This window comes from Staphylococcus sp. MSU001 (assembly GCF_052976705.1).
In genome coordinates this window covers 45,681-59,044 of the sequence record NZ_JBRIKK010000002.1, presented here as the reverse complement: position 1 = coordinate 59,044, position 13,364 = coordinate 45,681, and the positions used below count along the sequence as shown (strand labels likewise).

At 33.1% G+C, this 13,364-nt stretch carries 13 protein-coding genes and 1 pseudogene; 4 read left to right on the top strand and 10 right to left on the bottom strand.

Annotation, left to right across the window (positions count from 1 at the left end):
- The first annotated feature begins 185 nt into the window (after positions 1-185).
- On the top strand, positions 186-776 hold the full coding sequence (locus tag ACVBFA_RS01525; RefSeq protein ID WP_126122206.1) for a type I secretion system protein: 591 nt from the start codon (positions 186-188) through the stop codon (positions 774-776).
- A 303-nt stretch (positions 777-1,079) separates the two neighbouring features.
- On the opposite strand, the gene dhaM is transcribed toward ACVBFA_RS01525, so the two are convergent.
- The 8 genes and pseudogenes from dhaM to ACVBFA_RS01485 all read right to left on the bottom strand — a co-directional run bounded on the left by dhaM (position 1,080) and on the right by ACVBFA_RS01485 (position 7,468).
- Positions 1,080-1,454, bottom strand: a complete 375-nt coding sequence (gene dhaM / locus ACVBFA_RS01520; RefSeq protein ID WP_002473370.1) for a dihydroxyacetone kinase phosphoryl donor subunit DhaM — start codon at positions 1,452-1,454, stop codon at positions 1,080-1,082.
- 3 nt (positions 1,455-1,457) lie between these two features.
- Entirely contained in the window at positions 1,458-2,033 is a 576-nt protein-coding gene (dhaL, locus tag ACVBFA_RS01515; RefSeq protein ID WP_232166490.1) for a dihydroxyacetone kinase subunit DhaL, read from the bottom strand.
- A 54-nt stretch (positions 2,034-2,087) separates the two neighbouring features.
- The gene (gene dhaK, locus ACVBFA_RS01510) at positions 2,088-3,050 is read right to left on the bottom strand and encodes a dihydroxyacetone kinase subunit DhaK (protein ID WP_020361079.1); all 963 of its coding nucleotides are present in this window, start codon (positions 3,048-3,050) and stop codon (positions 2,088-2,090) included.
- A gap of 15 nt (positions 3,051-3,065) precedes the next feature.
- The gene (locus tag ACVBFA_RS01505; RefSeq protein ID WP_126122208.1) at positions 3,066-4,169 is read right to left on the bottom strand and encodes a glycerol dehydrogenase; all 1,104 of its coding nucleotides are present in this window, start codon (positions 4,167-4,169) and stop codon (positions 3,066-3,068) included.
- A 303-nt stretch (positions 4,170-4,472) separates the two neighbouring features.
- Complete coding sequence (gene bioB, locus ACVBFA_RS01500) at positions 4,473-5,438, bottom strand: biotin synthase BioB (protein WP_447158764.1); 966 nt, start codon at positions 5,436-5,438, stop codon at positions 4,473-4,475.
- A 288-nt stretch (positions 5,439-5,726) separates the two neighbouring features.
- Entirely contained in the window at positions 5,727-6,602 is an 876-nt protein-coding gene (locus tag ACVBFA_RS01495) for a 5'-nucleotidase, lipoprotein e(P4) family (RefSeq protein ID WP_126122585.1), read from the bottom strand.
- Positions 6,603-6,712: 110 nt separating this feature from the next.
- Positions 6,713-7,140 (bottom strand): annotated as a pseudogene (locus ACVBFA_RS01490) (FosB family fosfomycin resistance bacillithiol transferase).
- 103 nt (positions 7,141-7,243) lie between these two features.
- Positions 7,244-7,468 carry a hypothetical protein gene (locus ACVBFA_RS01485; protein WP_002487485.1) on the bottom strand — a complete coding sequence of 75 codons (225 nt, stop codon included), beginning with the start codon at positions 7,466-7,468 and terminating at the stop codon, positions 7,244-7,246.
- Between the two features lie 483 nt (positions 7,469-7,951).
- Between ACVBFA_RS01485 and argF the strand changes: the two genes are divergently transcribed.
- The 3 genes from argF to ACVBFA_RS01470 all read left to right on the top strand — a co-directional run bounded on the left by argF (position 7,952) and on the right by ACVBFA_RS01470 (position 11,638).
- Positions 7,952-8,953, top strand: a complete 1,002-nt coding sequence (gene argF, locus ACVBFA_RS01480; RefSeq protein ID WP_126122586.1) for an ornithine carbamoyltransferase — start codon at positions 7,952-7,954, stop codon at positions 8,951-8,953.
- Between the two features lie 22 nt (positions 8,954-8,975).
- Entirely contained in the window at positions 8,976-9,908 is a 933-nt protein-coding gene (arcC, locus tag ACVBFA_RS01475) for a carbamate kinase (protein WP_002458101.1), read from the top strand.
- A 164-nt stretch (positions 9,909-10,072) separates the two neighbouring features.
- Positions 10,073-11,638, top strand: a complete 1,566-nt coding sequence (locus ACVBFA_RS01470; protein WP_447158763.1) for a YfcC family protein — start codon at positions 10,073-10,075, stop codon at positions 11,636-11,638.
- Positions 11,639-11,908: 270 nt separating this feature from the next.
- On the opposite strand, the gene ACVBFA_RS01465 is transcribed toward ACVBFA_RS01470, so the two are convergent.
- Together ACVBFA_RS01465 and ACVBFA_RS01460 are read right to left on the bottom strand one after the other, a co-directional pair.
- Entirely contained in the window at positions 11,909-12,676 is a 768-nt protein-coding gene (locus tag ACVBFA_RS01465; RefSeq protein ID WP_002484664.1) for an alpha/beta hydrolase, read from the bottom strand.
- Between the two features lie 40 nt (positions 12,677-12,716).
- The gene (locus ACVBFA_RS01460; protein ID WP_001830555.1) at positions 12,717-13,364 is read right to left on the bottom strand and encodes an ABC transporter permease; all 648 of its coding nucleotides are present in this window, start codon (positions 13,362-13,364) and stop codon (positions 12,717-12,719) included.

Here is a 13,364-nt window from a genome sequence, read left to right as displayed (position 1 = left end):
CTCTAAGTGGTTATACTATTAAAATATGATAACTTCATTTTTTCATTCAAATTATATTAATATCAAGTTTGTATAATAAACAAAGAAATATATGCTAACACTTAAATATAAGCACAGTGTTTTTTGCAATACACAATATATAGTATTATCATATTATTATAAAATATTTAATAGAGGTGATATTGTTGAGTGAATTTTTAGCTGCAATAGTCGGAGGCATTTTTACTTTAGCAGGTACATTTATAGCACTTTGGTTCCAATTTAGAAAAGAGGATAAAGATAAAAGTAAAGATTATCATAACGATCAAGTTAGTTCTTTAGATGTTACAGCTTATAAAGCTGCAAAAGTAAGAAATAACTACTTAAATTTCGAGACTTCTAACTTTAGTAAAGAAAATACAATGGAAATTTATCAAGATATTGAAACAGATTTTAAATCTCTTGATACCCATGTTCAAAACCTAATTTCTCTAATGAGTCATCATAGCGATCAATCGAATACAATAATACAAAAATTATTAGGTAGCTATGAACCAGTCGAAAATCAATATAACAAACTTAAAGTAGCTTATAAGATTTATCATCATCAATATAATACACCGGATTTTGATAAAAATGGCATCACTTTCTCTAAAAGAAAGCTAGACATCGAAATAGATCAATTTATAGATAAATTAGAAGCATTTGCTAAAACCGAATATGCTAATCACCAACTATATAAACCAACACTAAATCCTACTGTAGATAAATCCGACGCAATTTATAAAAAATATTAACTTCATCAAACTTTGTCATATGAGACCAACACATGAAACATTATAAGACAGAAAGCAATATTCATTAATAATGCTTATACAAACAAATTTTCCTTTATGTTTTGAGCTTATTTATCTTTTTCGATTTTATAATTTTTACAAATTTTTCAGCTATTTAACCAGAAACATGTTTACAATATCTTAGTTACCACTACATTTTGCTTTTAGTATGTATACTAACACTAAAAACTAGGAGTACCATAACTATAACTAGCTATGGTACTCCTAGCGACAATTTCAATATTTACGCTCTATCTTTACATGTTATTCTTCAGGATATTTAGCTCTTACTTCAGAGATAACACTATCCATACTCATATTTGATTTAATTCCTACACTTGCAATAAAGCTTCCTTCAACGATTGGCGCTTCCATTTTAACAATTTTGTGGTCACCTTCGTACATTTCTAAAGCTGTGTCTAAATTCATGCCTGCTGAACCGATGTCATAGAAACAAAGCGCATCATTTTCAAGTTCATTAATTACAGAGACGATTTGATCAAATGATGTACCGATTTCATCGTCACTTAAGCCACCAACGGCAATAAGGTCAACACCACCGTCAGTCATTTGATTGATTAATTGTTTAACACCTTCTGCGATTTTATGACTATGACTTACTACTACTATAGATGTCATGACTTACTCTCCTCCTATAATTGCATTAAGAATATAAACACTACTTTGTGCACCAGGATCAATATAACCTTTTGAAGCTTCGTTAAAATATGATGCACGGCCTTTAGTAGCTACCATATCTTTGGTTTCATTAGCAAATGATTGTAGTTTATCAAGATTTACTGTTTCATCTTTTTCAACAGCTTCTCTCGCACGTTCGATAACATCATACATCGTTTTTTCATTTAATTCGACTTTACCACGTTGTTGAATGCCATCAGCAAACGCTTTAAGTACCTCTTTAAGATTATCATGATCAATTTCATCATTCACTGCACTCGCCATTTTGATAAAACCAAACCCGTATAATGGTCCAGAAGCACCACCTACGTTAGACATTAATGTCATACCTGTTGATTTAAATAGCGCTTGCATACTTTGATCATCTATTTTTTCTTTTAAGTGTTCGAAACCTCTGACCATATTTACACCATGATCTCCATCACCGATAGCTCTGTCTAAATCAGTCAGTTCACTTTCTTTTTCTTTAAAAGTATTTTCTAAATCTAATAAGCGTGCTTTGATATCTGCTACATTCATTCTCTAAGTCACCTCAAAATTTAATATATATTTATTACTTATTGAATTTTAAAATTAGAAATATTTACTTGCTGTAGGTGCAGCTAAAGCTTCACTCACTTCTTCACTGAAGGGGAGTACAGTAATAGAGAAGCCTTGCATATCTAAAGCTGTCATATAGTCACCTACATACCATTGTTTAACATCAATATCATTCTGATTGAATTGCTCATCTAAATATTTAGTAACTATATTTAATTCTGATAGTGGCGTACCACCCATACCATTAACCATTACGATTAAAGGTTTTTTCTCAATTTCTTTGTACAACTGATCGAGTAAACGTTCAACAATCACGTTGATGGGTTGTACGTCTTCACGATGTAAACCTTTTTCACCGTGAATACCGATACCAATTTCCATTTGATTGTCTTCAATATCGAAACCATTTTTACCAGTTGTGGGCACCATTGGAGGCGTTAATGCCATACCAATACTTTTAATATCTGGTAAAAGTGCCTCAACTTTAGATTTGATTTCATCAAGTGCAACACCTTTTTCAGCTAGGTATCCAGCATATTTATGCACAAACACTGTACCCGCTACACCACGGCGTTTTTCTGGGTCAGAAATAGCAATATCATCTCTGACGATAACACTTTCAACTTTAATATCTTCCATTTGAGCCATTTCTTGAGCCATTTCAAAGTTCATAACGTCTCCTGCATAGTTTTTAATGACAAGTAGAACACCGTCACCATTGTCCACAGCTTTAATGGCATCTAATATTTTATCAGGTGTAGGTGAAGTGAAGATTTCTCCACATACAGCTGCATCGAGCATGCCTTCTGCTACAAATCCTGCATGTGCAGGTTCATGACCACTACCGCCACCAGAAACGAGTGCAACACCTGATTGTTTTTTATGCTTTCTAACAACAATAGTGTCAGATACAACTTCAACATCGTTGTTTGAAACTGTAATTCCATCGAGCATATCTTTTAAAATTGTGTTTTTATCTTGAATTAACTTTTTCATTCAAAGCGACTCCTTTTAGTTGAACTGACTTTTAGATAAATCGTTAACAGTTAAAATTGCGTCTGCGATTTCATCAGCAGTGATTTTATCACTTAAGTTAGCAAACGTATCGTTTGGTGTTAATGCACGTTCACCTACTTGAACTAATTCTTCATAACTTGTGTTTTCAATGTGAAGACCTTCTAATGTTGTTGGCATATTGATATTATCGAAGAATGTTTTGTATTTCATGAATTTTTCAGTTGGCGCATTTTCAAGTACTAATTGTACTAAAATACCGTATGCCACTTTTTCACCATGAGTTAAGTGGTGGATGTCTCCTTCTAAAGCTGTGAATCCATTATGAATTGCGTGTGCACCTGCTAGTCCGCCGTTTTCAAATCCTAAACCTGAAAGTAATGTATTGGCTTCAATCACAGCATCTACTTGTGGTGTCACGATATGTTTTTCTACAGAAGTATAAGCACTATAACCATATTCAAAAATAACTTCTTCACATTTTTGAGCGATTGCTAAACTTGCTAATGTAGGTTTGCCATAGAACATGTTTTGTCCTTGTCTACGAAGTGTAGATTCAACTTCGATTAATGTTGCTAAACCATCACTCATACCTGATGCAAATAAACGTACAGGTGCTTGTGCAACAATTTCAGAATCTACGATAACTGTATCAGGGTTTTTAGGGTAGAATTCATAACCACTAAATGATCCATCTTCGTTATAAATAACAGATACTGCTGCTGTTGGTGCATCCATTGATGCTGTAGACGCAAAATCGATGACGCTTGCTTTAAGTTCAAATGCCACAGCTTTACCTGTATCTAACGCTTTACCTCCACCTAAACCAATAACAACGTCAATATTTTTTTCTTTATATTGTTTAGCTATACGTTGAATTTCTTCTTCAGAAGATTCTCCTTTAAATACTTCATATTCAAAATCAACGTTGTTATTTGCTGAGAAACTTTCTTTTATTTTTTCTTCAGTAATATTCCAAACTACTTCGTCTGCAATAATCAACGCATGACTACCAAGACGTTCTGTTTCTTCAGCGATAGAGCTAACAATACCTTTCCCTTGTACATATCTTCCAGGTGATTGATAAATAAATTTAGACATAAGTATTCCTCCAAAACATCTTTTATATTTATATTAAAAAATAAGATTTAAAATGAAATAATGTAATCTCATTCCCCTAATCTTAATTTTTAATAAGCATGGATCATACTGTCTCTCATCTCTCAATTCCTAGTATACGCTTTCAAAAATTTTTTTAAAGGATTATCCATCGAAAATTTAATAGAATTTGATTAAATTGTTGTTAATTCTTTTAAAAATTCATTAAAAAGCGCATGGTTAGTGCATTATGACAATTTATTTAAAATTATATTTACATTGCATGAATATATTTTTAATTATAAATTAACTGTCGATTTCAAACCCTAAATCTTCAATCATGCGATAATCTTCCTCATTCGGTTGACCACCTGTAATTAAGTAATCTCCTACAAAAATTGAATTAGCCGCTTTCAATGCGAGTGGTTGTAATGAACGAAGATTTACCTCCCGTCCACCTGCAATTCGAATTTCTTTTGTTGGATTGATTAACCTAAACATCGCTATAATTCTTAAACATTTCATTGGTGACAATAAATCTAATCCACCGAATTTAGTTCCTTTAATAGGATGTAAAAAATTAATAGGAATGCTGTCAGCATCGATGGCGCTTAAAGCAAATGCCATATCAATAATGTCCTCATTTGACTCTCCCATACCACATATCACCCCTGAACAAGGAGAAATATGATTATCTTTCATCATTTCAACCGTATTCACTCTATCCTCATATGTATGTGTAGTTACTACTTCATCGTGATAACGCTCACTCGTATTTAAATTATGATTATAACGATCGACACCAGCAGTCTTTAATTTTTTAGCTTGTTCTTCTTTCGTTAATCCTAAGCATGCACAAATCTTTAGTTGTGGGTGTACCTTTTTAATATCTTCTACTGTTTCACAAATATGATCGACTTCTCTGTTACTAGGTCCTCTACCACTCATAACGATACAATATGTACCGATTTGATTTTCAGTGGCCACTTGAGCACCTTCTTTAATTTGGTCCTGTTCAACAAGTGCATAACGTTGCTTTTCTTTCATTTTTACAGATTGCCCACAGTACCCACAATCTTCTGCACAGATACCACTTTTAGCATTTAATATCATATTAAGCTTAACTTTTTTACCGTAGTAATGTTTTCTCACTGTATAGGCTTCATTTAATAAATCAAATGTATCAATTTCAGCATTTTCGAAAATAGATATTGCTTCATCTTTTGATAATGATTTTTGATTTAACACACGTTGGGCTAGGTTTAATGTCATAATCTTTAACTCCTTTTTCTTAAAAATTAGCATTTTCAAATCATCCGATTGCAAATTGTAAACTTTTACCTATTATAAGTTTACATTAATCTAGATACGATTGAAAATATTTATAAAAAAAGGATGAAACAACGCGTACATTGTTTCATCCTCGCAATGGTATAACACGGAATTAAAGTACTCCATGTAAATATAACTTTATTAATTATTAAAATGTCTGCACACAATACAATCATTATGTGCAAAACTTTCTTTTACTAATAGAAGTTTAGTATTTAATGTCAGGAATTATTTTACTTCACCCGTTTTAGGATTAAATTGTTTAATTGATGCCTTTCGTAATGTATCTTTTTCATTCTTACTTATTTGGTAATTGTTATGATAAAGTGTAGATTCCCAACTTCCATACATTGGATTAGGGAAAATAATATACTTTGTGCCAAAATCTTTTTCATGTTTCTGCACGAGTTTCTCACGTTCTTTAGCAGTAGATTTTTTAGGATCTGTAAAATCTAACAAATTGTCACCAAATAACATCACTAACTTATGATTTTTTTCGACTTGTTGACGTCGTGATGCTTTACTTTTATCGTTTTTCCCTTTTAGTAAAATATGATTATCTTTCGCTTGCGGTAGTCCAATATTTTTTAAATTTTCCTTTGTAGCTTTAAAATCTTTTTCTTTATCACGGTCAGAAATATAGTAAATATCGATACCTTTTTTGTCAGCATATTTTAAAAATGATTTGGCACCATACACAGGTTTTGCCTTCGCTGCTGCAACCCATTCATGCCATCCTTCTGGAAAAGATGTATCGTGCATAGAAGCATATCCTTGATATGGTGAATTATCAAGCACTGTTTCATCTAAGTCTAAAGCTATAGCAAGTTTTTTCTTACCTTTATGCTTTTTAATATGTTCATCTAACTGATATTTCGCAGTATTGTATCCCTGTAGATAAAGTGCCTTCGCTTCGGCAGAATTTTGATACCATGAGACAGCCATTACATTTTGTTCACCAAGGTTGGGGTCATTTTGATGTTGTGTCGTATGATTATGGTTATCTTTAGTATGGGATTCACATGCATATGTATGAATTGGTGCTGAAATTGTAACTGTCGATGCTAGTGTAACTATTGCAATGTACTTTGATAATTTATTCATTGATTCACCTCATTAAAATAATTGAAAATTACAAATTTTAGTATATAGTAATTTTATTACAAAATGAATCATAAAATTTTTTTACAAAAAATTACATATCAATTAAAATATCAAAACTCATCGTAAAATTGCATATGGGTCTTCTCACTTTTATAATATTCCATTCTATCTTTTAGTGTCCCAGTATGTAATTCAATTTTATGTCCATCCGGATCTGTAAAATATATCGACTTTTTGTCTTTAATGTCTCTTGGTCGCCCTTTTAAAATATTTACTTGATTCTCTTTAAGCCATTGAATCCACTTTTGAAAATCTTCTTCATCTATGGAGAAAGCAACGTGTGTATAGGAATGGTTTATTTCATTCCTTGGTATATTTTTTCTTGATTCAGTGCAATCCAAGTATGACCAATAGTTGAATATGCTGTCGTTCTACCAGATACTAATAATTTACCTTGTAAAATATCTTTATAAAATTGTATAGAGGTATTTAAATCACTTACTGAAAAACAAATATGATTAACACTTGTTATTTCCATTTATACACTCCTTATATTAGTGAAGTAAAATTTAATATCATGCGTAAAAAAAACCTGTAACCGAACGAATGATCACAGGATGTGCTGATATATGATTAAATAATTAATTTAGATAGTGATCCACGTGTTCAAGTCTATAGTGTGAATCTTTCGCTTTCTCTTCTTCAAATTCCTTTTTAGTTAATGGAGATAAATGTTCAATCTTGTAATGTAATTTTTTCGCAAACGCTTCAACTTCATTTTGATTGTCAGCTGTTACAAACATCGTTAATACATTATCATCAACAATATCTTTATGGTGTTGATAATTCAACTTATACACTTTCATCTTACTGTTCCTCCTATTATACTAATATGCCCTTTTTACTTTGAATGACCTTCAATTTAACTAAAATAATCCACTGAGAGCTTAAATTTCATGTAAGTTGTGGTTTATTGTAAGAGATGTTTCTAAATATAATAAAGAACAAGTGATTAATCAATATAATTTTACAATTATTTTGAGAATTCACTAATAATATAAAGAAGTAACTACAGTTTATTCAACTAACATACCTCTTACATTTCGATTCTAACCTACCGTCATTATATAAAATGTGTTAAATTCACTTTAATTGAATTTTCTAAATTCTTTAAAGTTGGTTTTAACTTAAACATAAACCTTTTTGACAAATTTCACACTATTCAAATCCAATGTTAATAAAAAGTTCATTGATTTATTAATAAAAAATTACAATTTTTGAGATAAGTTGAAAACTTCAAGGAAACGCTTACAATAAAATTGTAATTCATTCACAAGGAGTTGTTATTGATGAAAAATTTACGTAACAGAAGCTTTTTAACTTTATTAGACTTTTCACGACAAGAGGTAGAATTTTTATTAACACTCTCCGAAGATTTGAAGCATGCCAAATATATCGGCACTGAAAAGCCTATGCTAAAAAATAAAAATATCGCACTTCTTTTTGAAAAAGATTCAACTAGAACACGTTGCGCATTCGAAGTTGCCGCACATGATCAAGGTGCACACGTCACTTATCTTGGACCTACAGGTTCTCAAATGGGTAAAAAAGAGACTGCTAAAGATACAGCACGTGTACTTGGTGGTATGTATGATGGTATTGAGTACCGAGGGTTCTCTCAACGTACTGTAGAAACATTAGCACAATATTCAGGTGTTCCGGTATGGAATGGATTAACCGATGAAGATCACCCTACACAAGTGCTTGCTGACTTTTTAACTGCTAAAGAGGTATTGAAAAAAGAGTATGCTGATATCAACTTCACTTATGTTGGCGATGGACGTAACAATGTTGCTAACGCATTAATGCAAGGTGCTGCCATTATGGGTATGAATTTCCATCTTGTTTGTCCTAAAGAACTCAATCCGACAGAGGAATTATTAAATCGTTGCGAACGTATTGCGGCGGAAAATGGCGGTAACATTTTAATAACAGATGATATTGATAAAGGCGTGAAAGATTCTAATGTTATTTATACAGATGTTTGGGTATCAATGGGCGAACCTGATGAAGTATGGCAAGAACGCCTTAAACTTTTAAAACCATATCAAGTTAACCAAGCACTATTAGAAAAAACAGGAAATCCAAATGTTATTTTTGAACATTGTTTACCTTCTTTCCACAATGCAGAAACTAAAATTGGTCAACAAATTTATGAAAAATATGGCATTAGTGAAATGGAAGTCACTGATGATGTCTTCGAAAGCAAAGCTTCTGTAGTATTCCAAGAAGCTGAGAATAGAATGCATACAATTAAAGCAGTCATGGTAGCAACTTTAGGAGAATTCTAAATTATAGAAGGAAGTGAGTGAAATGGCTAAAATTGTAGTAGCTTTAGGTGGAAACGCTTTAGGAAAATCACCACAAGAACAACTTGAATTAGTAAAAAATACAGCTAAATCCCTAGTAGGATTAATTACTAAAGGTCACGAAATTGTAATCAGTCACGGTAATGGACCACAAGTAGGAAGTATTAACCTTGGCCTGAATTATGCAGCTGAACACGATCAAGGTCCTGCTTTTCCATTTGCTGAATGTGGCGCTATGAGTCAAGCCTACATCGGCTATCAACTTCAAGAAAGTTTACAAAATGAACTTCATTCAATGGGCATAGATAAGCAAGTTGTCACACTAGTTACTCAAGTAGAAGTTGATGAAGGCGACCCAGCTTTTAATAGTCCTAGTAAACCCATCGGTCTGTTCTACACTAAAGAAGAAGCTCATCGTATTCAACAGGAAAAAGGTTATCAATTTGTAGAAGATGCTGGTCGAGGTTACCGTCGCGTCGTACCATCACCACAACCAATATCTATTATCGAACTGAAAAGTATTAAAACTCTAATAGAAAATGACACACTTGTCATCGCTGCAGGTGGAGGTGGTATACCAGTCATTCGTGAGCAGCACGATAGCTTTAAAGGTATAGATGCCGTCATTGATAAAGACAAAACAAGTGCATTATTAGGTGCTGATATTCATTGTGATCAACTCATTATTTTAACAGCGATTGATTATGTTTATATCAACTATCATACTGACCAACAGCAAGCACTTAAAACAACAAATATAGATACGCTTAAAACATATATTGAAGAAGAACAATTCGCCAAAGGCAGCATGCTACCTAAAATTGAATCTGCCATCTCCTTTATTGAAAATAATCCTAACGGTAGCGTGCTCATCACATCATTAAGCCAATTAGATGCAGCACTAGAAGGTAAAATTGGCACACTCATTACAAAATAGCATTTTAACGCATAAGTAGAAATTAATTTAAACATATTCATACAGTGCATCCTGTTATCCCACTCCTCTCCATTTCAAGCAGGGTGCACTTCCTTAATCAATCATGTAAAATACTAACCAAATTCAATTGATAGGCTTTTATTTTAGGTTAACTGTCGAAGGAGATGAAACCGTTGGAACAAGCGATCAATGATAATAAAAAGAAAAAACGTTTTAACTTTAGAATGCCAGGTGCATTTATGATTCTCTTTATCCTAACAGTTGTCGCAGTTATAGCAACTTGGATAATCCCCGCGGGTGCATACTCAAAACTTTCATATGAACCTTCATCCCAAGAATTAAAAATTGTCAATCCTCATCATCAGGTAAAAAAAGTTCCTGGAACACAAAAAGAACTTGATCGATTAGGCGTTAAAATCAAAATAGAACAATTTAAATCTGGTGCAATTAATAAACCCGTTTCAATTCCTAATACTTACGAACGTTTAAAACAACATCCAGCTGGTCTTGATCAAATTACCAGTAGCATGGTTAAAGGAACCATCGAAGCCGTCGATATTATGGTCTTTATACTTGTTCTAGGTGGATTGATTGGCGTTGTTCAAGCGAGTGGGTCATTTGAATCAGGATTGTTAGCACTTACTCAAAAGACGAAAGGCCACGAATTTATGCTTATCGCCTTTGTCTCCATACTTATGATTATAGGCGGAACGCTATGTGGCATTGAAGAGGAAGCTGTAGCGTTCTATCCTGTACTCGTTCCAATATTTATTGCGCTCGGATATGATTCTATTGTCTCAGTCGGTGCAATTTTCTTAGCAAGCTCTGTGGGTAGTACATTCTCAACAATCAACCCATTCTCAGTCGTCATTGCTTCTAATGCAGCAGGAACAACTTTTACTGATGGTCTTTATTGGAGAATAGGCGCTTGTATCATCGGTGCCATATTTGTTATTAGTTATTTATTCTGGTATTGTAAAAAAATTAAAAAAGATCCTAAATCCTCTTATTCTTATGAAGACAAAGCAGCATTTGAAAAACAGTGGTCTGTGCTCCATGATGACGGTTCTTCTGAGTTTACATTACGTAAAAAGATTATTCTTACGCTTTTCGTCCTACCATTCCCTATTATGGTTTGGGGCGTCATGACACAAGGATGGTGGTTCCCAGTCATGACATCTGCATTCTTGATCTTTACCATTGTCATCATGTTTATTGCTGGAACAGGACAATATGGTTTAGGCGAAAAAGGCACTGTAGATGCATTCGTTAATGGCGCTTCAAGTTTAGTAGGTGTATCTTTAATCATTGGTTTAGCTCGAGGAATCAACTTAGTGCTGAATAAAGGAATGATTTCTGACACAATCTTGCACTTTTCATCATCTATCGTACAACATATGAGTGGGCCTTTATTTATCATTGTTCTGCTCTTTATCTTTTTCTGTTTAGGATTTATCGTGCCGTCCTCATCAGGATTAGCAGTACTATCTATGCCTATCTTTGCGCCATTAGCTGATACAGTAGGTATACCACGATTTGTTATTGTTACAACATATCAATTCGGTCAGTATGCAATGTTGTTCTTAGCGCCTACTGGACTTGTAATGGCAACACTTCAAATGTTAAACATGCGCTACTCACACTGGTTACGTTTCGTATGGCCTGTTGTCGCGTTTGTTTTAATATTTGGTGGAGGCATACTAATTACACAAGTTTTAATATACTCATAATCCTTTAACAGTGGAAAAAGATTTACCTATTCATAGTTATATCTTTTAGAAATGACGAAAAAAAGAACGCCTAGGACATTAATAGTCTTCCTAGGCGTTCTTAGCATATGAGCAGTCGATGCTTAAATAAAAAAGTTCTATATTCAAATTTTACATGCATGGGACGGTTCATTGTTGAAATAATCTAACTCATTCAATACGTATGCTCTCCCACTTCTTTATTAATCTTAACAAAAGCCGTACGGGTTTAACTATATTCTAACATTCATTTTAAATATGTGATGATGTAAAACGGTCAATGACATCTTCTATTGCTTTATCCCAAAATGCATAATCGTGATGACCTGGCGCTTTTTTAAATTGATATGAAATACCTTTTTCATCTAAATAGTTCACAAAATCAATATTACCTTGATACAATTCATCTTCAGTTCCACAAGTAATATATAGTTGTGGTAACGTTTGTCCATTGTCTATTGCTTGTTCAACTAAATAGTATGGATCAAAAGATGTCCCCGCGACATGTTGCGTATTACCTACAATCGCTTCTGGAGTAAAATCATACCATTGATATTGACCAATCATAGAAACATCATATGGCGCTGAAAGCATAGCGGCTTTTGAGAAACGATAACTTTGCGTTAATGCAAATTTGATTGCACCATAACCTCCCATAGAGTGACCTGCTATAAAATTATCTTCTCTCTTTTTAGACAATGGAAATATTTGATGAACATAATCATAAACTTCTAGTATATAGTCATAATAACTATGTCCATAAGCCATATTTGAATAGAAACTATGATCAGCATTAGGCATCACCACTGCTAGTTGGTGGGTATTCGCATAGCGTTCTATACTCGTATATCTCATATAAGAGGAAGTATCACTTGATAAACCATGTAGCAATAACATAGTTTTTAATGGTTTCGCATTTTCATTTGTATCAAAGTAACTTTTATCTTCTGGAAGAATGACATTAATCGTTTGATGCATTCCTAAAGTTTTAGATAAATAATTTAATGTAATATGAGCCATAATGTTGGATCACTCCTCCCTGTGTAAAAAATTAAATTACTTACGTAGCTGGATCTAGCTTTTTCTCTAATAAACGTAATAAAACATCTATAAGTATGACAATGATAACGATAGGTATGGCACCTGCTAGAATGAATAGTGTTCCATCAGTTGCATTTGTACCTCTAATCACAATATCACCTAATGTTGGTGCACCAATAAATGAACCTACAGCTACGACACCAATAGCTACAACAAGGGCAATCCGAATACCACCTATAATAACTGAAAGTGACAGAGGTAACTCAATCATAGTTAATACTTGGTTACGCGTCATACCCATCCCTTTTCCAGCATCTTTAATATTTGGGTCAACTTCATTAATTCCTGTATACGTATTTTTAATAATAGGAAGCAAGGCATATAAGAACACAGTAAAAATGACTGTATTCATACCGAGTCCCATACTAAGCATTAATATCGCTAACATAGCAATAACCGGAACAGTTTGAATAATATTCGCAATAGTGATAATGACACCTGATAATTTACCAAATCGTGCAATGATGATACCAAGAGGTATGCCCACTAAACATGCTAGTAAAACACCGTAAACAGACATTAACAAATGATTAACAAACAATTCCCATAGGTAGCCAAAGTTCATTTGATAGTAGTGAACGAGTTGTTGTATTAAATTCCCTTCCAT